Genomic DNA, 21,537 nt, shown 5'->3' on the forward strand with positions numbered 1-21,537 from the left:
TCCGGACAACCTCTAAGTAAAATAGCGAGGTTTAAATGGCATTAAGATCAAAATTATTGGATGAAAAAGTAGTAGAATCAGCAAAAGAAATGCTGAAGAAAGTAAGGAATAATGCATATGTTTCAAAAAAACTAAATGCTGTAATTGCAGCAAAAAAGTACAGTATAACGGCTGTAGCAAAAATATATTGCATTTCAAGAAGCGCACTAACTTCGTGGGTAAAACTCTTGAAAATTGGCAGAGAAGAAAAACTGTTTGCTCCTTCACAACGTCGTAGAAAAACTAAATTAAATCAGGCTCAACTACAGCAAATTGAAGAGTGGATAGAAGAAAATCCTAATATCACCATTAAAGAAATGAGAATAAGAATCCAGGAAAAGTTCGGATTAAATATCAGCAAATCTACAGTACACCGCCATATGCAAAAGATGAAATTCTCATATATTACACCAAGACCAGTTCATAATGGACAAGATAAAAGCAAACAAGAGGAATTCAAAAAAAAATCTCAATGGAGCTATTAGCAAGTATCCAGAAAAAGAGCTATTTTTCTTTGATGAATCACGGTTTGGCACACATTCAAAAGTTGGACATGGGTGGTTTAAAAAGGGGATTAGAACACAGGTTAAAACAAAATTAGGTAGGCAAAATTTCTATCTCTATAGTGCAGTTAATCCTAGAAATGGAGAGAGTTCTAGCTTATTTGCACCAAATGTCAACACTGATTGCATGAACATATTTCTTGAGCAAATTTCGCAATATCTAGAAACACGAGAGGCTTTTCTCGTTATGGACTGTGCTAGTTGGCATAGGTCAAAAAATTTAAAGGTACCTAAAAATATCGACATTATATACCTACCTCCATACTCACCTGAGCTAAATCCTGTTGAGAGGCTTTGGTTATATATAAAACAGAACATTTTGCGCAATAAAATATACGATACAATTGCTCTACTTGAGGGTGCTTTGTGCAAATTTATTACTTCTCTTGCCAGCTCCACAATTAAACAACTCTGCAATGTTTCCTATTTGACTGGACAACAATGAGAATTGGTATCAGAGGTTGTCCGGAAACAAGTAAAAGGCTATAATATCTGAAATTTTAGTACGGGGTAAAGATGAGAAAAAAGTATCCAACAGATCTAAGCGAAAGGGAATGGGCAAGAATAGAAAAACACTTCAGAGTATCATACAAGAAAGGAGGAAGGCCGCCAAAGTATAGCAAAAGAGAAATATTAGAAGCAATTTTCTATGTATTGCGTACAGGGTGTCAATGGCGGTATTTACCAAATGATTTTCCGCTATGGAAGACTGTGTATGAGCAGTTCAGGCAATGGAAGAAGCAGGGAATTTTTGAGAAAATGAATTATGAAATTACAAAATATAGTAGAAGAAAAATAGGAAGGAATGAGCAGCCGAGTGCCTGTATAGTAGATAGTCAATCTGTAAAGACTACAGAAAAGGGGGGATCAAAGGCTATGATGGAAGTAAAAAAAGTAAAGGGTAGAAAAAGGCATATAATTACAGACACTCAGGGTTTTATACTAGGTTGTTACGTAGGCGCTGCTAACGAAAATGATAGAGATGGTATTAAAATAGCATTAAACAATATGAGAACAAAATATACTAAAGTTAAAAAAATGTGGGCTGACATGGGATACCAAGGAAGAAATTCAAAGAATCACATAAAGGAAGAATATGACATAGATATTGAAATTGTTACAAGGCCTCCATGTAGATTTTGGGTGCACAAAGATACGCCACCTGAGCTACTACCAACAAGAGAACAAGGGTTTAAAGTACAGCCAAGAAGATGGGTTGTAGAAAGGACTTTTGCTTGGGTTAATAGGAATAGAAGGCTATCGAAGGAGTATGATTTACTCACAACATCCACTGAGAATTTCATATACCTAGCTATGAGTAGGGTTATGTTAAAGAGGGAATATGCTTGAATTTACTAGTTTCCGGACAACCTCTTAGAATATAAAGTTACAATAAATTTTCCTGTCATCTCCAAATAAATTACATTAACTTAGTATTGTATATTGTTAATAACTTAAATAATACAACCATTTTCAGCAACAAAAACCAAAGGTCTTGAGATACAAGATATTTGTATGGTTACTATGATAGTTCCTTTTTTAAGAAAGTTTTAAATTTCATACCTAACAATAAACAACTTTAGGTTTAAATTTATGAAATCAGTTGTTATATACATCAGCAAATACGAATTTAACTGGTGTTATGGACTTAAATAAATTTACCGAAAAAGCAAAAAGTCTAATTCAAAGTGCTCAAATGAAAGCGTTGGGAGCTGGGCATCAGATTTTTATGCCTGAGCATTTACTAAAAGTGATGCTTGAAGATGAATCAGGTTTAGTTCAGGATTTGATAAACGCTTGTGGTGGAAGTGTGCAAAGTATTTCTGATGCTGTGGATAGCGCAATAAAAAAGTTGCCAGTAATTGAAGGTCCAGGAAGTGGTGGCCTTCAACTTTCAAGAGAAATAGCAAAAGTTTTTGAAGATTCAATTGGTATTGCAAGAAGAAATAAAGATTCATTTGTTGCTGTTGAGCGTTTACTACAGGGCCTCACTGCACAAAAAGATGATACTGTAGGCAAAATTCTGGCAGAGAATGGTGTGACTCTACAAAAACTGAACTCAGTTATTGCAGAAATGAGAAAGGGCAGCAGTGCGGACTCGCCAAACAGTGAGGAAAAATTAAACGCGGCAAAGAAATATACAAAAGATGTTACAGAGCTTGCTATGCAAGGAAAGCTTGATCCTGTAATTGGTCGTGATGAAGAGATCAGAAGAACTATGCAGGTATCACTGAGGCGGACAAAAAATAATCCAGTGCTGATCGGTGAACCTGGTGTTGGAAAAACTGCAATAGTTGAGGGGCTTGCAAATAGAATTGTTGCAAACGATGTGCCACTTGGTTTGCATGATGCAAAGGTCTTAGCTTTGGATCTTGGAGCACTAATTGCTGGCACTAAGTTTAGAGGAGAGTTTGAGGAAAGGTTAAAAGCAGTGATTAATGAGATTTCGAGAGCGGAGGGAAAAATTATATTATTCATCGATGAATTGCACACTTTAGTTGGAGCAGGAGCAACAAGTGGTGCAATGGATGCCTCGAATCTGCTGAAGCCTGCTCTTGCGCGTGGAGAAATTCGCTGTATAGGAGCCACAACTTTAGATGAATATCGTCAGCATATAGAAAAAGATCCTGCACTTGCAAGGCGTTTTCAGCCTGTGTTTATCTCTCAACCAACTGAAACTGATACCATTTCAATACTCAGGGGTTTGAAGGAAAGATATGAGGTGCATCATGGTATAAGAATTACAGATGGTGCAATAATTGCTGCTGCAACGTTGTCCAATAGATATATAACAGATAGGTTTTTACCTGATAAAGCAATTGATTTGATTGATGAAGCAGCAAGCAGGGTGAGAATTGAAATGGATAGCAAGCCTGAAGTTATTGATGAACTTGAGAGAAAGGTTATACAGCTAAAGATTGAAGCAGAGGCTTTAAAAAAAGAAAGTGATGAAAATTCTAAACAGCGTTTAAAAAAGATAAATGAAGAGATCGAAAATCTAAACAGTAAATTTGCTGACTTGAACAGCAAATGGCAGATGGAAAAGAATAAAATAGCTAGAATACAAGAAACAGCCGAAAAATTAGATAACGCTAGAAAAGAGTTGGAATTAGTTCAGCGTAGTGGGAATTTGGGAAGAGCAGGAGAGCTGATGTATGGTGTGATTCCTCAGCTTGAGAATGAATTAAAAAATCAGGAAAAGGTTACTGATAGTTTCTTAAAGAAAGAAGTGACTGGAGATGATATTGCAAACATTGTTTCAAAGTGGACAGGAATTCCAGTTGATAACATGATGCACAGCGAAAAGGAAAAACTTCTCAACATGGAGAATGAAATAGGAAGAAGAGTAATAGGGCAGAAAGATGCAATAGAAGCGATAAGTAATGCAGTTAGGCGCTCTCGCTCTGGTGTGCAAGATACTAATCGACCTTTTGGTTCATTCTTATTCTTGGGTCCAACCGGAGTTGGAAAAACAGAATTGGCAAAAGCCCTTGCTGAATTTCTGTTTGACGATCAATCAGCGCTTTTGCGTTTTGATATGTCAGAATATATGGAAAAACATTCTGTTTCAAAGTTAATTGGCGCGCCTCCAGGGTATGTTGGCTATGAACAAGGTGGCAGATTAACTGAAGCAGTGAGGAGAAGACCATATCAGGTAATCTTATTTGATGAGATAGAAAAGGCAAATCCTGATATATTTAACCTATTGCTACAGATCTTGGATGAGGGTAGACTCACTGATAGTCATGGCAAATTAATTGATTTTCGCAATACCATACTGATTTTAACTTCTAACCTTGGTGCTGAGATAATGCTTAAAGGAGCAAAAGAAAATAGCCCTCTTGAAAATCCCTCTGTCATCCAAGTAGCTGACACTGGGATCCAGGAAAAAAAGTGGATTCCAGCGTCACGCGCTGGAATGACATCGGAAGGAGGAGTTGCTAACTCTGTAAAAAGCGAAGTGATGCAAATAGTTAAATCAACATTTCGTCCAGAATTTTTAAACAGACTGGATGAAATTATTATATTTCACAGTTTAACCAGAAATGACATCTATAAAATTATAGATGTTCAATTTTCTTATTTACAAAAAACACTTGCTAAGCGTAAACTGAGTATAAGTTTGTCGCAGGAAGCTAAAGAACTAATAGCACAAACTGGCTATGACCCTGAATATGGAGCAAGGCCCCTAAAAAGGGTGATACAAGAGTGTATTCAAAATAATTTAGCTAAATTAGTTTTATCAGGGGAAGTAGTAGAAAATGATGAACTAATAGTGTACGCTCTTGATAATGAAATCTTAGTTAAAAAGGTTTAAGTTCACTGTGTATTTTTGTTAAAAAAATGTGTATAGATCATAATGTTGACACTGAGTCTTTATTTAAGTTAGCTGATCAAGAAAATCAGCAAGATAAAGAAAAAATTAAAAAATTTATTAAGTATTTTTATAGTTTTGTTTATAAAAGCGACCTAAAAGCCAATGATAAGTTTTTGCTATATATTGTAAACGATGCTTACAATTTTGTTTCTCAAAAAGAGAAAGATGAAAGTAAGTTAGTAGTAAGTAATATAGATGATATACCAGGAATAGAAGGCGATTTTACCACGATTAAGATAACAAACGATGATATGCCATTTTTGGTTGACTCCGTTATTGCAACTATTAAGTCGCACGATTTAACCATATGCTATTACAGCAACAGCATAATTAACATTAAAAGAAAAGATGGCCTAATAGATGAGATTTACCCTTTGGAAGAAAGTAATGGAATAAAAGAGTCAGTTATATATGTAATTATCAAAGGTATAAGTGACAGTTTTGTTGATACATTAAAAGAATCTCTACAAAAAACGCTGAAAGCAGTTAATTGTGTTGTGAAAGATTGGCACTTAATGCTTAAGAAACTTGATGAGGCAAGTCTTTCTGTCATCCCAGTACTTGATACTGGGATCCAGGAAAAGGACACGTGGATTCCAGTGTCACGCACTGGAATGACACCAGACCGAAATCAAGAGCAAAAAGATTTTCTAGTTTGGTTAAAGAATAATAATTTTGTATTTCTAGGTTATCAAGAATATATTGCTGGTAAAGATGAAAAACTCGTCTGTGATGGCAAAAAGGACCTTGGCCTGATGAGAGTAGGTCAAAGTACGTTGATTCCTTCTGCAAACCTTGATTCCCTATACATATTGAGATCAGATCTAATCTCAATAGTCCATCGGCGTACATACATGAATTGTATAGGAGTAAAAGAATTTGATGACCAGGGTAATGTAGTAAAGGAACGGCGTTTTTTCGGGCTATTTACTTCTGTAGCGGAGGTCCAAGATATTCGAACTATTCCAATAATAAAAGATAAAGTTAAAGTTATAGAAAAAAATGCAGGATTTGTAACCGGGGGCCACAACAATAAAGCTTTGATTTCTATTTTGCAAGTGTTCTCTTGTGATGAATTATTCCAATCAAATGAAGACGAATTATTTAAAATTTGCATTTCGATCATGTCTCTTGCGATTAGGCCAAGGGTCAGATTATTTTTAAGAAGAGTCGGGGATTTTATTAGTTGCATAGTGCTGATACCGATGCGTTATGCTAGCGCTAGGCTAATGTTCAAGATACGTGACATATTGAAGGATGAGACAAGTGCAGGAAGTTCAGATATTTATAACAATCACATTATCAATGAATATGATTTGATGAAATTGCATGTAGTGCTAAAGGCTAAAAACGCTAGTGTTCCTGATGATGAAGTTTTGCGTATCGAAAACAAATTAAGGAACATTACGGAAAAATGGGAAGATCGTTTTATAGACAATTTATATAATACTTTTAGCACTGTTGAGGATATATTCATCCGTTATTGCAAGGCATTTCCAATAAGCTATCAAGAGAGTTTCGAACCTCATGACGCATATTACGATATGAAAAAATTGGAGATAGTGAGGAAAAAAAGAGTTAGCGAGGTCGATTTAAGACTTACTCGTGACAATCTTAATTATCAATTAAAGGTTTACACTTCGAGCAATGGAGGTCTTGAATTATCGAAGATATTAAGAATTACTAAGAATTTGGGAGCTAAGATTCTATCTCATAATGGCTATTACATAGAAATTAACGGCGGAATATGGATACACCATTTTGTGTTGTCAAGAGTCGATGAATTAATAGACAACATTACTCTAAAAGAGCAATTTGAAATAACACTTGCGAAAGTGTTTAGCAAGGAAATTAAAAATGACTATTTCAATAGTTTGATCATTATTGCTGGGCTCAAGTGGAAAGAAGTGCTTCTGGTTAGAGCGTTAAGTGCTTACCTAAAGCAGACGTCATTTAACTACAACCCAGAATATATCCAAAAGGTAGTCTCAGAGTATCCAAAAGTAGTAAAGTATTTGATACAACTATTTCATGCAAGATTTGATCCTAACATAGACATTGATAGAGCAGAAACTACGGACATTGTCAGAGAAAAAATTGAGGAACTTCTAAAAGAGATCAGCAATGTTTCACATGATTACGTTTTACGCTCGATATTTAACTTGATAATGGCTATTTTAAGGACCAGTTATTATCAAGACGATAAACCATATTTATCTACAAAATTTGACTCAAGTAAAATAAATGGTTTGCCTGATCCTCGTCCGTATCGCGAATTGTATATTTATTCAAACCTTTTTGAGGGAATACATCTAAGAGGAGGGAAATTAGCCCGTGGTGGCTTAAGGTGGTCGGATAGGACGGAAGATTTTCGCACTGAAGTTTTGAGGCTCATGAAAGCTCAGATGACAAAAAATGCGGTTATTGTCCCTGTTGGTGCAAAGGGTGGATTTGTAATAAAGCAAGCTTATAAAGATAAGAATATTTTAAGAGAGAAAAGTGTTGAGTGCTATAAGAGTTTTATTAGAGGAATGCTTGATATTACTGATAACGTGGTTGATGGTGAAATAATTCCACCAGAGAATGTGATTAGGTATGATGAAGACGATCCATACTTGGTAGTTGCAGCAGATAAAGGCACTGCTTCATTTTCTGATTATGCCAACCAGATAGCCTCTGAATACAATTTTTGGCTTGGCGATGCATTTGCATCTGGTGGATCAGCAGGTTATGATCACAAAAAAATGGGTATTACAGCCAGAGGTGCATGGATTGCAGCACAGAGGCATTTTTGGAAAATGAATAAGGATATTTACCAGGATACAACTGTTATTGGAATTGGAGATATGGCTGGCGATCTATTTGGAAACGGTATGCTGCTTTCAAAAAATATACATTTAATCGGCGCATTTAACCATATGCATGTTTTTGTTGACCCAAACCCTGATGCAGAAAAGAGTTTCACAGAGCGTAAACGTCTCTTTGAGTTACCATTTTCAACTTGGATGGATTATAATAAAGATTTGATTTCTAAGGGTGGAGGAGTATTTGAGCGTAGCAGCAAGCAAGTAAACATTTCTCAAGAAATAAAAGAATGCTTTGATATAACAGAAGATATGCTACCTCCAAGTGATTTGATTAGATATCTGTTGAAAGCAAAAGTGGACTTCATATGGAATGGAGGAATTGGCACGTTTGTTAAGGCAAAGAGTGAAAATCATAGCATGGTCGGTGACAAAGCAAACGATGAGCTGAGAGTAAATGGTAAGGATATTAGAGCTTCTATGTTTATAGAGGGTGGAAATCTTGGTTGTACACAGCTTGGAAGAATAGAATATGCTGAAAAAGATGGATATATCAATGCAGATTTTGTTGATAATTCAGCCGGAGTGATATGTTCGGACCTTGAAGTTAACATTAAGATTGCATTTGTTTCAGCTATGAAAGCAGGGGGTATTTCTTTAGAAAAAAGGAATGAAATACTGGCAAGTATGGTGGATGAAGTTGCATCCAAAGTGCTTGAGAACCACAACAAAATTGAAACAAAAGCATTACTTCTTGAGTGTTTGCAAGCTAAAGAGAGATTGGAGCAGCACCACAGGTTACTGCTCAGTTTAGAAAAATCTGGGCTGTTAAACCGAAGCGTAGAATTTCTTCCAACTGAAGAAGAGATAGCAAGGATGTTAACTGGTGCAGAAGGTTTCAGTTCTCCTCAGCTCTCTGTTCTAATGTCTTATGCTAGAACAGCAATAAAAAATGAAATTATACATTCCGATCTGTCTGAAAAAGATCTTATATCTCATGACTACTTGCTAGGTTATTTTCCTAAAAAGATGGTAACAAAGTTTAAGGATTTCATATTAAAACACCAACTTCGTAGAGAAATTATCTCTACTTGCATTGCAAATGATGTAGTGAATAGAATGGGCTGTATATTCATCAATAATTTGGCTGAGAACACTGGAATTAAGATACAAGAAGCGGTTAACATATATATTGTTGTTAACCACCTGTATGATTTAAACAGCCTGTGGCAGAAAATTGATGAATTGGATGGAAAAATTGATGTTAACTCATACTTACAAATAGTGAGGAACGTGCAGAAATTTATTGGCAGAGTATCATTTTGGCTAGTGAAAAATCTTGGCAAGCTTAGCTTTGTAGAATTGGATGATGTTACAAAATTTAAAGATGCAATTGAAACTTTAGGCCAGAACTTAACTGATGTTTTAGATGAACACCTATTAAAGATCTATAGCCATGGATCAACTTCTTTAGTAGAACTTAATATAAATAAAGATCTAGCAAAAAAAGTTGCTGATCTATGCGTTCTTGCTTATGCACTGGACATTATATCTGTTGCTGAACAGACATCTTTGTCCATTCTTGATGCTGGTAAAATATACTTTGAGTTAAAGTCGCTGTTAAGATTCGATCTGATTAGAACAATTGCCATCAAGATGAAAAGCCGCTCTTCTTATTGGGATCGCAGCTTAGTTAATGATTTATTGGACGATTTAAGCAATTACCATCACAAGCTAGCTGTTAAAGTCATAAAAGCTACTGATAACCCTGAAGATAAGGTTCAAACCTGGGCTTGTAATGATAAGGACTACATAGAACGTTATAATAGTTTTTTAGATGAGATGGTTGCTTCTAAACTTGATTTAAGCAAATTAATATTTATAATCAGAAGGATTAAAGTACTTGCTTCATAGGAAAATGTTCAATATAGGTCTTTCAGAAATTTTAGTTGTAGCTTTAGTGAGCATAATTGTTCTTGATAAAAATAAGGTGCCTGTATTTATTGATCTTATTAGGAATGTGTATAAGTATCTTATGATTATAAAATCAAAAGCTAGGAGGTTATTGAAAGACGCAGGAGTTGAAGACTTATATAAAGAATGTAATGCTGAGAAAGTAAATTACATAATTGGTAAAAATGGTAAGCTTTATCCTACTTATGATATAGATAATACATCTAAAGATAATGACAGCAAAGATTCTGGTAGTAGATGATGTACTATCTAATGTCAAGCTTTTAGAAGCTCGACTAAAAGCAGAGTACTATACGGTTATCGTAGCTCATGATGGTGAAGAAGCTATAGATTTAGTAGCAAAGCAGCAGCCCGATATTATATTACTTGATATCATGATGCCAAAGATGAATGGCTTTCAAGTTTGTAAGGAGCTAAAGAGTGATCCCTTGACAACCCATATTCCAATAATTATGGTAACTGCGCTGCATGATACTCATGATAGAGTGCAAGGTATTAATGCTGGCGCGGATGATTTTCTGACTAAACCAATAAACGAAACTGCTTTATCTGCACGAATTAAGTCTCTCACACGCTTAAAGATGATTATTGATGAATTGCGTTTGAGAGGAGAAACTAACGCTGAGATTGGTGGAGTCGCAGGAAACAGTATTATGGATTATTCCAATCAGATTTTTGATGCTAACATACTTGTTATAGATGAGGATGTTCATCAAGCAGAGCAGATATATAATATATTAAAGCAACGCTTTAGGTCAATTAAAATACTGAGTGATCCAATGGAAGCATTGAAGGTTGGTATTGAGAATGGTTACGACCTGATCATTTCTGATATGCAATTTTCAAAAACTGACGGCTTGCGTTTGTGTTCTGAGTTTCGTAGTAAGGTGGAAACACGTTATACACCAATTCTGATTCTTTCTGAGGATTATGATAAAAACAATTTAGTAAAAGCACTTGATGTAGGTGCTAATGATTATTTAACAGTACCTTTGGATGAGGGTGAGCTAATAGCAAGGGTTAATTCGCAAGTAAAACGCAAAAGATATCAAGATGCCTTGAGAATGAATTTATTTAATAATGCGGAAATGTCTATAAAGGACCCATTAACTAACTGTTATAATAGAAGATATTTTGATGCACACTTAAGAAACATTGTTAAGGACTCTGTGGAAAAGGATAGAAGGTTGTCTCTTATGATACTTGATATAGACTATTTTAAGATAGTGAATGACAGTTTTGGGCATAGTGCTGGAGATGAACTTTTAAAGCAAATACAGAAAAGAATTTCTGAAAATATCAGAGTGACAGATTTACTAGCTAGGTTTGGTGGTGAGGAGTTTGTTGTTGTAATGCCAGATACCAATGTATCAGATGCGTATACTATTGCGGAGAGAATACGAAAAATTATTGCTAAAGAACCTTTTGTACTTGCGGATAAAAATACAACCCATAATGTAACTGTGAGCATTGGAATTGCAGAAATGCAAGGATCTGACTTTGATGATATTAAAAAATTTATAGTACGTGCTGACAGATATTTATATAAAGCAAAAAACAGTGGTAGAAATAGAGTGGTTACTGGCTATAGCTAAAGTGGCTTAAGTTTACCGACAACCGTCATTCCACTACTCGTGAGCGGAATCTATGCTGAGATACCGCGAATGAATCGCGGTATGACGTGTTGCTTGGGTTAGCTATAGATTTCTGAAATGATTTCAAAAAAATGATAACTAAGATTAAAGCGACAACATGAGGTTTCTCAGCTCTGGAAATTTCACGTTTAACTGCAAAAATAGATACTTATTTAAAAAATATCCTGTGACTTTCAGTCCTAACTGAAATTCTTGGAATGAGTAGCTGTTTTGTAGGGTATTATTGTATACATCATGCAACATTTGTGGAAAAGGTAGGAGTTTATCTGCATAATAATCTCCTACTTTTTTTGACACTGCTCTACCAGTTTTTGGAGAAATAAATTGCAGATTTTCCTTAACACCTGTTACAGCGCATTTGGATAAGTCTAACTTGAATCCCAATTGCGTAAGAAGCAGAAGCTCTAAGTTAAGATAATGGCTTTGCCAAGACTGATTGTTGTGTTTAATTACATCGATGAAATATCGAAAATTGTCATACAGCATGGCACAGGGTTCACTTTCTGGAAGCACTTTTTCTAAAATAGAGGAGAAAGAAACAATAGTAATGCTTTTTAACCTATCTTGAAAGAAATGATGGAATGGAGATTCGATTAATTCGCACTTAAAAAAACCTAGATTTTCAGGTAACTTAGCACTCCATTCTGCATGTAATAGATTACTTATCTGAAACTTATAATTGCTATTGTTTGTTAGCTTAGTTAATCCCCTGCGCTTTCCATGATTTTTTGTAAACAGAGAGAGAATTAAGTTTTTATCGCCGTATTTTTTAGCAGCTATAATGATGCCTTCATCTTTCCATCTCATTTAGAGTATATTGACCGTATGATATTATAGGATAGTACACCTAGAGCTTGTAATCCATAAAAATCACTTACTCCGTTACTGTCTGCTTCCAAAGTTTCAAGGCTATGAGAGAGTAAGGTATTGGCTGCCACCCTTCTTCCTGAGCCTCCATGCTGAGCTTTTGGTTTTTGGTTTGCTAAATAATTGTTTGAATGATTTTAGTAACCATTACTTTTCCTTATCTGAAATTTTGGATAATTCAGCTTCTAATTCTTCTATCGTCGGTAAAGCTGTTTTTATGTTCTCTGGTAGATTTTCAGTTATTCGATATTCCGCTAATCCTATTGGTTTATTTATGTCTTTGAGTGTATATTTAGCAAGTACATCGTCTTTAGATTTACATAAGATTAACCCTATAGAAGGTTGATCTGTCGAGTGCTTAAGTAAATCATCAACTGCAGAAAGATAAAAATTCATTTTACCAGCATATTCCGGCTTAAAATCCTTATCTTTTAGTTCAATCACTACGAAGCAACGTAACTTTAAATGATAGAATAATAAATCAATATAAAAGTCTTTATTACCAACATCTAAATGAAATTGTCTACCAACAAATGCAAATCCTTCACCGAGTTCTAACAGAAATTTTTCCATATGCCCTACGAGTCCTTTTTCTACTTCTCTTTCATGAGCATCCTTACCTATACTTAAAAAATCAAAAATATACGGATCTTTTAATGTGTAATGTGCTAGATCGGATTGTGGAGATGGTAATTTTTCTTTAAAATTAGTTATTGCTTTTCCTTGACGTTTATGTAGTCCAAGTTCTATCTGCATCACCATAATGTTACGTGACCAGCCATGTTCAATAGCTTTTTTTACATAAAATAATCTTATTTCATGACTTTCTATTTTTTCCAAAAGAGTGATATTGTGATACCAAGTTAATTGTGCAAGAGGCTCCTGCACAAATTCAACATCAGGATATTCTTCGGCAAACTTACGCATATACTTCAGATTTCTCGTGCTAAAGCCTTTCATTTCTGGAAATGTACTTCTCAAATCCTTACTTAATTGATCAATTACCTTAGCTCCCCAGGTATGTTCTTTTTGGCGTTTTAGGATCTCTGTACCAATATTGTGGTAAAGCAAAATAAGCTTACTATTTACTGCAAGTGCTGCCTTATAACGGTTTGTTGCAATACGATCTTTCAACTGCTCTAAAAGTTCTGTATATTCTTTTCCTATAATTTTTGTCATACGGTCCCTTTTAATCCATTATACAATTCTTTGTCTGTCGAGAAGACAATCTTTCGCTTGCCTGCAACTTTGAAGGGATTCCTTATTGACTTCAAAGTTGTCCATCAACTAAAATATATTGACTTTATGTGCAATATTAGCTTTAAACCAGTAAAACAAGCTGCTTAACATATGCGTTTTTTCTATTCTAATTATATTCTTTTTTTGTCTTTATGTTGTTTTCTGCTTTTTTCGTTACCTTCAACAAAAGCCCAAACGAATGATACGTCAGTTGTTCCTATACCACAAAGGAAAAAAGAATTGGTTGAGCACACTGTTGTAGCACAACCGAGGCAAATTATCGAAATGCAAGAAGAAGTCATTATTAACGAGGGTAAAGAATTCATTCCAATTCCAAAAAGAAAAAAAAGTGTAGAGAAAAAACTAAGAAGGGATGTTAGAGGGGCAAAAAATGAAATAGGAAACGAAAAAAGCGTTGAGAGCAAAAAGGATGAATTAGTTGTAACAGAAATTATTAACTCTATAAGAGACAAGCTCACAAAATGCTGGAGCATTCCTGAAAGCATAGCTTACAAAGAAAATTTTAATATAAAAATTAACTTATTGTTATCCAGTCAAGGCGAGATAATTATGGCGGATGTAGCAGACAGTGATTCCTATCGAAATAATCCACTTTTCAGGTCGATAGCAGATAACGCAATGCGTGCAGTATATAAATGTAGCCCATTAACCGGCTTGCCTACTCAGCACCACCACATTTGGCGTGAAGTAACACTAGACTTTATTCTATAGCTAAAGTAATTCTATAATTTAATAAGCCCACTGTATCCGTTCAGGATAGCAGCAAGGTAGTATAACCATAGAGTAAAAGTGAGTTTACAACAAATGGTGTCATCCCAGTGCTTGACACTGGGATGACGTTATACGGTTCTTGGATGCAAAGAAGAGTGAGAAAAACTCCATAGTTAGCAAACTTTCAATCAGAAACAGCCAAAGATCTCTCTAAGATGTCAGTTTCTTTTGTATCTTCAACTTTACCGTCCTGGTCGAATGAAATTTGCAGAGACTTACTACTATACTTCCTTTTTCCTAAAAAGTTGGCTTGTTTAATTTTATATGAGACATAGTACCAAACATTGTCATCGAACTTTGATACTAATGTTGGTGATCCTAAAGTGTGAACCACTTTTTCTTTATCGTCACCTACTTTTATCTTGCTCCACAATTCAACACTAATGCCAGGAGCTCCGTGATTGTGAATAGTGTGAGTGCAGCTCACTGTAAATAATAAAATAAAAGATATTAATACTCGCATTTCTGTTGATAAATTACTTGAAGCTATAATACACTAATAAATTATCTGCCGTCAAATTTCAAAAAAGTTAAATTGACTGATTCTCAATATCACTTAATATAATATTTACTTTAGAAAATAATAGGTGTCTTATGTCATTGTTAGAAGCAGATCCAATATACAAACCTTTTAATTACCCTTGGGCGTATGATGCGTGGCTGCAGCAACAAAGAATCCATTGGATACCTGAGGAAGTTCCACTTGCTGATGACGTAAAGGATTGGAAAACTAAACTTTCAAGTGTAGAAAAAAATCTACTAACCCAGATCTTTAGATTTTTTACTCAGGCAGACATTGAAGTAAATAACTGCTACATGAGGCATTATTCAAATATATTTAAGCCAACGGAAATATGCATGATGCTTGCAAGCTTTTCCAATATGGAAACTATACACATTGCAGCTTATTCTTATCTTTTAGACACAATTGGCATGCCAGAAAGCGAGTATCAAGCATTCTTAAAGTATGATGCTATGAGAAAGAAGTATGAATACATGTTAGAATTCGAGGAAAGCAAAAAACACGATAAAAAACATGTAGCTAAAACTCTAGCGGTGTTTGGTGCATTTACCGAGGGGTTGCAGTTATTCGCATCATTTGCAATTTTGCTCAATTTTCAACGCTTTGGAAAAATGAAAGGCATGGGACAAATAATTGCCTGGTCAGCCCGTGATGAAACTTTGCACACCAATTCAATTATCATGTTGTTTAATACATTTATTAAAGAAAATAATGAAATTTGGGACGACGAGTTTAAAGAGGAATTATATTCTGCATGTCGCACCATTGTTGAACTTGAGGATGAATTCATAAAGCTTGCTTTTGATTTCGGAGACGTTGAAGGACTATCCGCAGAAGAAGTGCGCAATTACATACGCTACGTAGCAAACAGACGGTTAATGCAATTAGGTCTTGAGTCCATATATGATGTTAATGATAATCCTATTCCGTGGCTTGATGAAATACTAAATGGCGTGGAACATACGAATTTCTTTGAAAATAGAGTAACAGAGTATAGCCGTGCAGCAACTCAAGGCACATGGGAGGAGGCTTTTACTGAAAACGACACGAATAATAAGTGAGTGCTAATTTCACTCTTCTTTGTCATTCCAGTGTCAGCTACTTTCATTACACCATTTGCTGTGCAGTTTAGACAGTTTTGCTTTACTTAACAACTAACTTACCATATATATGTCCATAGGACATTGGTATATAAGAACGTGCTACAACTATTAATCTTACTCACGGTCATCACTTCAGTTGCATTCTTTGGTCATTTAGTTCCAATGGAAGCAAAAACCTTCTTGTACTCAACGAGCCTGAGTATAAAAGAGGTTTTGCTATTTATAATGCCTTTTATTATTTTTGCGTTAATCTTTAGCAGTGTTAACAATCTTAAGCAGTCAGCTATAAAGTTCATATTGTTACTTATTATAATGATCTTCTTGTCAAATCTGGCTTCAAGTTTAATAGCTTATTCTGTTGGGCATTTCATCATACAAAACACTCATTCAATACAAGATATAACGTATGAAGAAACAATTGTTCCCTTATGGTCGTTTAGGCTGCCTGCATTGCTTTCTAATTTTTATGCCCTTGCCTGTGGATTTGTGTCCAGCATAGTAGTGTCCACACTGCTACCCAAGAAAAGCAAAGAGCTTTCGAACAAAATGTTAGATTTAACTCTCTTTATTTTGAAGACGTTTTTGACGCCGATTATTCCAATATTTGTACTTGGGCTTGCTTTAAAAATGCAGCATGATCAAGTTTTATCTATAATATTTAAGGATTACTCAATAATTTTCATTATTATAGCATCTGCAACCTACCTTTATGTTTTCCTCTTATATGGAGCAGCAAATTCATTCAAGATCACAAGCTGGATAGCTAGTATAGGCAATATGATACCGGCATTTATTACTGCGATGAGCACAATGTCTAGTAATGCAACTATGCCTCTTAGTCTTGAAGGAAGCAAAAAAAATGTAAAGCAACCTGACATAGCATCGTCTGTTGTGCCAATAACTGCTAGCTTTCATTTAGTAGGTGATTGCTTTTTTATCATAATATTATCAATGATAATTGCCTCCGGTTATTCATTGTGCACAACAGACTATGTAACTTTCCTTCTCTATTTTTTGTTATTTAAGTTTGCTATCGTTGCAGTGCCGGCAGGAGGAATTATGGTAATGCTACCTATTCTTGAGAAATACCTCAAATTTTCTCCAGAAATGCTTTCGTTAATCACAGCATTGTATATAGTGTTTGATCCAATAATCACTTCAGCAAATGTTATGGGTAATGGTGCCTTTACTATGATATTTTCAAAACTCTATGATAAGCTTAAGTAATGTCTATTTTAGCGATTGATACTGTAGGTATTGGTAGTTCAATAGCAATAGTTGATTATGATGGTAACTGTTTTGTAGAGCACAATTCCACCAGCAATAGTCATGCAGAATCATTTTTTCAAATACTAAGTACTTTATTTGATAAGCACAACTATAATTATGATAAAATAGATCATTTGGCGGTAGTAGTTGGACCAGGAAGTTTCACTGGAATTAGAGTTGGTATATCAGCTGCACAAGGTATAAATCTTGCTACAAATAAGCCGTTATACGGGGTTAGTGCGCTGGAAGTTCAAGCCTACGCAATATCTTTGCTTTGTGCAAATAGCAAAAAAAATATCAGAGCTATAATCAAAAATGCTCAAGGGTTTTATACACAGTTATTTGATTTCAATTTATTGCCGCTGTCTGGTCCAACTGCAGCATGTGACCCTGGTCACGCTACAAGCAGTACACATATGGATTGCAATTTAAATGCTAGCCATGGAGGGCTATTAGTTCATTATAGACTAAAGAACAAGCAAAAATTAAATGAAGTTGAAGCTCTATATTTAAATGAGCCTCAGTATATGAAATTGCTATAGACTATTTTTTTGTATACACGCAATTTGGCTAAGCTTGTGCATCTGGTTTACTATCTCTTGAGCTACTTCTTTTATACTCATATTTGAATTTTCTATCTCTATAGCACTCGGTGGTGTAAATAAATTGTTAATCCTACATTGCTCTATCATGCTATTTAGATTAATCACCTTCCTATTTTTTCTTTGCCTTTTTAATGCAATACGCTTTTGTAATGTCGGTAGATCACACCTAAGTACCACAGGAAGGATTTCTGTGTTCATTTTTTTACTAAGCCTTACTATTGAATCATACATCCTCATGTTCTGGTCATTATTTTCCATCAACTCATCAATAAATATGTAATTTTTTGAGTGAATCGGATAATTTTCTATTACCTGAAGCATAATTTGCATAATGCCATATATTCTATCTTGAACTTCTTTAGGTATTTGATCACGTTCAAAGACACCATCGTATATAGAGCAAGCTTGAACATTGTTATAGAACTTACTATTTACAATTAATGCGTTTATCATATTAGATAATTCTATTGCTGTGGAAAGTTTACCACTTCCCGAAAGACCAGAGAGATATATGAAAAATCCTGCTGGCTGTTTTTTTGTGTTAATATTTACCATATTATTTTCAATCTTGAAACTTACATTTATAATAACATAAAAATGAAGCTTTAAAACATATGAAATATTATATAGAAAATTATTTTTGTAGTTAAGATATTATGTAATTTAAAAACATAAATTCTGTATATAAACTCTATAATAACGATAACTATTTTTAAGCAAGCTACAACACAAAAGTGTTTGGTATTCAGAAAGCAAGACAGAGTGGCATAGACTTATTAGTTTACTACAAGTCTCTTTTCGCGTATAAACCTTCAGAAGATTCTAACAGAGGATTGTGTTGTTAACAAAGAGCAGAGTAAAAAGGGATCTAGTCTATGCCTATCAGATTTTGTCCTACCTTAAGTTCGATGATCATACATATACTCACCTTTCAGTGCGTTCTGAAGATCAAAAGTCGTTTTATATTTATCCGTTTGGTATGCGTTTTGATGAAGTAGATGAACGTTCGTTAATGAAAGTATCATTTGATGGAGATGTAATTGAAGGCAAAGAATATCAATATAATAGAACTGGCTATATAATTCATGGTTTTATTTATCAAGCAAGGAAAGATATTCAAGCAATTTTTCACTTGCATACACCTTCTATTGTAGCGGTTTCTTCTCTCAAAGATGGGCTGCTTCCTATAAGTCAATGGGCACTGCACTTTTACAATAAAATCTCTTACCATAATTATAATTCCCTAGCACTTAGCGATACAGAAGGAAAGAGGTTAATAGCTGATCTGAAAGAAAATTTTGTCATGTTAATGCGTAATCATGGATCTATAACGTGTGGTCGGACTATACAAGAAGCAATGTTTTACACGTATCATTTAGAACAAGCGTGCAAAACTCAATGTTTAACGTTAGCAATGAATAAGGAGTTATCAATTCCAAGTGAAGAAATTTGCTCAAAAGCTGTAAAGGATCTCCTATCTTTTGAAAGCAATCTTGGTGAGAGGGATTGGCACGCATGGGTTAGACTAATTAAAAGTAAGTTGTAAGAGACTTTCGCACTACTATCTGTCATCCAAGTAGTGACCTTACCCAGAAAAAGTAGAGAGAAAGTTAAGACGTTTTTGGAGTAAAATAAAACGTTTTTTCAAAATATGACAAATAGAAGAGAATATACAGCAGAATTCAAATTAGAAGCTGTTAAGCTGGTTAAAGAAACAGGTCAAGCAAGTACAAAAATAGCAAAAGATCTAGGTATAGATGGCAGTATGTTAAGTAAGAAAATATGATGGAAAAATGTCTGGAGCATACGCATTTCCAGGCAAAGGCTCCTTATGACAAAGAAAGATTTGATCTAAAAAAAGAGCTAATAAGAGAAAGAGACATCTTAAAAAAAGCCCTGGGCAAAGAAAAAGAGTAAAGTATTCTTTTATATAGAAATTGCTATAAAACACAGGAACTATGTAGGGTTTTGTACTGGTGGTATGGGTTGCTAAGGAAAAAAGCAGTAAAGAATTAGCAAAAGAAGGGCTTCTAGCAGATATTCAAAAAATACATCAAGCATTCTAAATGCAGATATGGAGCCCCTAAAATTCACGCTGAATTAAAAGCTTCAGGCAAAAATTAAAACAGTACAAAGTGTTATGCAAGAAAATGGCATTAAAACCAAGCTTAGACGAAGGTTCAAAAATAAAAAACAGCAAATAAGCAACCGAGTTGTGGCTCCTAACACATTGGATCAAAATTTTACTACTGATCAGCCAAATAAAGTTTGGGATTACCTACATAAAAACTAAAGAAGGTTGTTGGCGGCAATAATTGACCTATATTCACGCATGGTGGTTAATGAGTAACATGATAATTAGTTATAGATTCTTTATTGATGGCCGTTGATAAACGCAAACCCGATAAAAATCTGCTGTTACATAGCGATCAAGGGTCACAGTATACCTCTCAAAATTACCAATTTCTATTGAATACAAAAAACATCATTTCCAGCATGAGCCATAAGGGCTGTTGTTACGATAACTCTGTTGCAGAAAAGTTCACTTAAAAGGGAGCTGCTTATTGATACTTCTCGCTCAACAAACCAGAACTGCCATATTTGAATACATAGAAATCTTTTATAACAAATAACGTAGACATTCTACTATTAATAGCTCTTTCCACAGAAGTCCGGATATGATAAGATTAAGGATAGATGGCGATAAGGAGGTTGGATGCCGGCAGCATATAGTTATGATTTAAGAAAAAAAGCAATGGAAGCACTAGACGAAGGGGAAAGCAGAGAAGCAGTGGCAGCAAGATTTAAAATTGGACGAACTACTTTGTGGGAGTGGCAGCAAAGAAAAAAAGAAACAGGCGACTTTCAGTCAAAAAAACTCGGTAATGGAGGTTACAATCAGAAAATTATCGACTGGAATAAGTTTATCGAATTTGCTAAAAAACACGGTAGAAAAACTCTGTCGGAAATGGCTAAACTTTGGGGCAACGTTAGTATCCAAACGATCCACCGAGCTCTCAGAAAAATTGGATTTACGCGCAAAAAAAGACATATGGATACAAGGAAAGGAACGAAGAAAAACGTGCTGAATTCTTAAAAATTATAGCAACAAAAGAACCAGAAAACTTAGTGTATATAGATGAGTCTGGGATTGATAACACGGAGGACTATCCATATGGGTATTGCCAGAAAGGACAGCGATTTTATGCCCTAAAATCTGGAAAAAAACTCAACGAATCAGCATGGTTGCAGCCTTAAGTAGAAGAAAGATAGTTGCTCCATTAACATTTGAAGGCCACTGTAATATGGATATTTTTAATGGATGGTTTGAGCAATTTTTGGCACCGATCTTAGAACCTGGACAAACTGTCATTCTTGATAATGCTACTTTTCATAAGTCTGATAAGCTTATCAAGCTCGCTAAAGGAGTCGGTGCAGAAATTTTGTATCTGCCGCCTTATTCTCCAGATTTTAACAAAATTGAGCATCATTGGTTTGCTATAAAAAACAGAGCCAGGAAAAACATTCCTCTATTCGAATCCTTTCGTCGTGCTGTTGATTCTGCCTTCCTATGACCTATTCGGACTATTATGAGAAATGCTAAACTATTGCATTCCTGCACAATTTATTCTCATGATAAAAACGTCTTAACTTTCTCTCTGCTTTTTCTGGGTAAGGTCACCTCTTTAGGTGCTCCTTTTTTCTTTCTTATACACACAAAAATCA

Annotated in this window: 19 protein-coding genes and 1 pseudogene; 16 read left to right on the top strand and 4 right to left on the bottom strand. The window is 34.9% G+C overall.

Translation table 11 applies throughout. The features are described 5' to 3' along the window. Positions 1–35 precede the first annotated feature (35 nt). The 6 genes from ABWU31_RS03540 to ABWU31_RS03565 all read left to right on the top strand — a co-directional run bounded on the left by ABWU31_RS03540 (position 36) and on the right by ABWU31_RS03565 (position 11,353). Positions 36–1,047 (top strand): IS630 family transposase gene (locus ABWU31_RS03540; protein WP_265029767.1). Its coding sequence is split into 2 segments (ribosomal slippage): positions 36–497 and positions 499–1,047, totalling 1,011 coding nucleotides; the frame shifts between segments, so codons are not numbered across the junction. A 71-nt stretch (positions 1,048–1,118) separates the two neighbouring features. After that, on the top strand, positions 1,119–1,952 hold the full coding sequence (locus tag ABWU31_RS03545) for an IS5-like element ISWpi1 family transposase (protein ID WP_353271068.1): 834 nt from the start codon (positions 1,119–1,121) through the stop codon (positions 1,950–1,952). A 292-nt stretch (positions 1,953–2,244) separates the two neighbouring features. Beyond that, positions 2,245–4,920 carry an ATP-dependent Clp protease ATP-binding subunit gene (locus tag ABWU31_RS03550; RefSeq protein ID WP_353271069.1) on the top strand — a complete coding sequence of 892 codons (2,676 nt, stop codon included), beginning with the start codon at positions 2,245–2,247 and terminating at the stop codon, positions 4,918–4,920. Positions 4,921–4,946: 26 nt separating this feature from the next. Next, on the top strand, positions 4,947–9,698 hold the full coding sequence (locus ABWU31_RS03555; protein ID WP_353271070.1) for an NAD-glutamate dehydrogenase: 4,752 nt from the start codon (positions 4,947–4,949) through the stop codon (positions 9,696–9,698). 4 nt (positions 9,699–9,702) lie between these two features. After that, positions 9,703–9,999, top strand: coding sequence for a hypothetical protein (locus ABWU31_RS03560; protein ID WP_038250226.1), 297 nt, complete (start codon positions 9,703–9,705; stop codon positions 9,997–9,999). Continuing rightward, on the top strand, positions 9,971–11,353 hold the full coding sequence (locus ABWU31_RS03565; RefSeq protein WP_077188565.1) for a PleD family two-component system response regulator: 1,383 nt from the start codon (positions 9,971–9,973) through the stop codon (positions 11,351–11,353). Before ABWU31_RS03560 ends, ABWU31_RS03565 begins: the two co-directional genes overlap by 29 nt. Positions 11,354–11,497: 144 nt before the next feature. Here ABWU31_RS03565 and recO read toward each other — a convergent pair whose 3' ends face one another. Further along, positions 11,498–12,220, bottom strand: coding sequence for a DNA repair protein RecO (gene recO, locus ABWU31_RS03570; RefSeq protein WP_065094880.1), 723 nt, complete (start codon positions 12,218–12,220; stop codon positions 11,498–11,500). A gap of 207 nt (positions 12,221–12,427) precedes the next feature. Next, entirely contained in the window at positions 12,428–13,459 is a 1,032-nt protein-coding gene (locus tag ABWU31_RS03575) for a YhcG family protein (RefSeq protein ID WP_353271071.1), read from the bottom strand. A 171-nt stretch (positions 13,460–13,630) separates the two neighbouring features. On the opposite strand from ABWU31_RS03575, the gene ABWU31_RS03580 reads away from it, so the two are divergent. Then, positions 13,631–14,251: a hypothetical protein gene (locus ABWU31_RS03580; protein ID WP_006279909.1), complete on the top strand. Its 621-nt coding sequence runs from the start codon at positions 13,631–13,633 to the stop codon at positions 14,249–14,251. 184 nt (positions 14,252–14,435) lie between these two features. Here ABWU31_RS03580 and ABWU31_RS03585 read toward each other — a convergent pair whose 3' ends face one another. Next, positions 14,436–14,774 (bottom strand): outer membrane protein assembly factor BamE, encoded by a 339-nt coding sequence (locus ABWU31_RS03585; RefSeq protein ID WP_006279908.1) that lies wholly within the window; start codon positions 14,772–14,774, stop codon positions 14,436–14,438. A gap of 131 nt (positions 14,775–14,905) precedes the next feature. On the opposite strand from ABWU31_RS03585, the gene ABWU31_RS03590 reads away from it, so the two are divergent. The 3 genes from ABWU31_RS03590 to tsaB all read left to right on the top strand — a co-directional run bounded on the left by ABWU31_RS03590 (position 14,906) and on the right by tsaB (position 17,748). Then, positions 14,906–15,895 carry a ribonucleotide-diphosphate reductase subunit beta gene (locus tag ABWU31_RS03590; RefSeq protein ID WP_077188563.1) on the top strand — a complete coding sequence of 330 codons (990 nt, stop codon included), beginning with the start codon at positions 14,906–14,908 and terminating at the stop codon, positions 15,893–15,895. A gap of 138 nt (positions 15,896–16,033) precedes the next feature. After that, a complete protein-coding gene (locus ABWU31_RS03595; RefSeq protein WP_049973631.1) occupies positions 16,034–17,164 on the top strand; it encodes a cation:dicarboxylate symporter family transporter in 1,131 nt (376 codons plus the stop codon). Further along, entirely contained in the window at positions 17,164–17,748 is a 585-nt protein-coding gene (gene tsaB, locus ABWU31_RS03600) for a tRNA (adenosine(37)-N6)-threonylcarbamoyltransferase complex dimerization subunit type 1 TsaB (protein ID WP_353271072.1), read from the top strand. The genes ABWU31_RS03595 and tsaB overlap by 1 nt, the downstream gene beginning before the upstream one ends. Here the strand turns inward: tsaB and ABWU31_RS03605 are convergent. Beyond that, a complete protein-coding gene (locus tag ABWU31_RS03605; protein WP_353271073.1) occupies positions 17,743–18,366 on the bottom strand; it encodes a hypothetical protein in 624 nt (207 codons plus the stop codon). The two genes, tsaB and ABWU31_RS03605, sit on opposite strands and share 6 nt — an antisense overlap. Before the next feature lie 280 nt (positions 18,367–18,646). On the opposite strand from ABWU31_RS03605, the gene ABWU31_RS03610 reads away from it, so the two are divergent. The 6 genes and pseudogenes from ABWU31_RS03610 to ABWU31_RS03635 all read left to right on the top strand — a co-directional run bounded on the left by ABWU31_RS03610 (position 18,647) and on the right by ABWU31_RS03635 (position 21,386). Beyond that, positions 18,647–19,357 carry a class II aldolase/adducin family protein gene (locus ABWU31_RS03610; protein WP_077188560.1) on the top strand — a complete coding sequence of 237 codons (711 nt, stop codon included), beginning with the start codon at positions 18,647–18,649 and terminating at the stop codon, positions 19,355–19,357. Positions 19,358–19,462: 105 nt separating this feature from the next. After that, on the top strand, positions 19,463–19,597 hold the full coding sequence (locus ABWU31_RS03615) for an IS3 family transposase (protein WP_007548354.1): 135 nt from the start codon (positions 19,463–19,465) through the stop codon (positions 19,595–19,597). Then, positions 19,594–19,728 (top strand): hypothetical protein, encoded by a 135-nt coding sequence (locus ABWU31_RS03620; RefSeq protein WP_007548509.1) that lies wholly within the window; start codon positions 19,594–19,596, stop codon positions 19,726–19,728. The genes ABWU31_RS03615 and ABWU31_RS03620 overlap by 4 nt, the downstream gene beginning before the upstream one ends. Positions 19,729–19,951: 223 nt before the next feature. After that, positions 19,952–20,104, top strand: coding sequence for a transposase (locus ABWU31_RS03625; RefSeq protein ID WP_007548649.1), 153 nt, complete (start codon positions 19,952–19,954; stop codon positions 20,102–20,104). Between the two features lie 86 nt (positions 20,105–20,190). Next, on the top strand, positions 20,191–20,361 hold the full coding sequence (locus ABWU31_RS03630; protein WP_080717647.1) for a DDE-type integrase/transposase/recombinase: 171 nt from the start codon (positions 20,191–20,193) through the stop codon (positions 20,359–20,361). Positions 20,362–20,527: 166 nt separating this feature from the next. After that, positions 20,528–21,386, top strand: a pseudogene (locus ABWU31_RS03635) (IS630 family transposase). The last annotated feature ends 151 nt before the right edge of the window (positions 21,387–21,537 follow it).

Origin of the sequence: Wolbachia endosymbiont (group A) of Alloplasta piceator, from assembly GCF_964028505.1 — a bacterium.
Classification (GTDB): domain Bacteria; phylum Pseudomonadota; class Alphaproteobacteria; order Rickettsiales; family Anaplasmataceae; genus Wolbachia; species Wolbachia pipientis.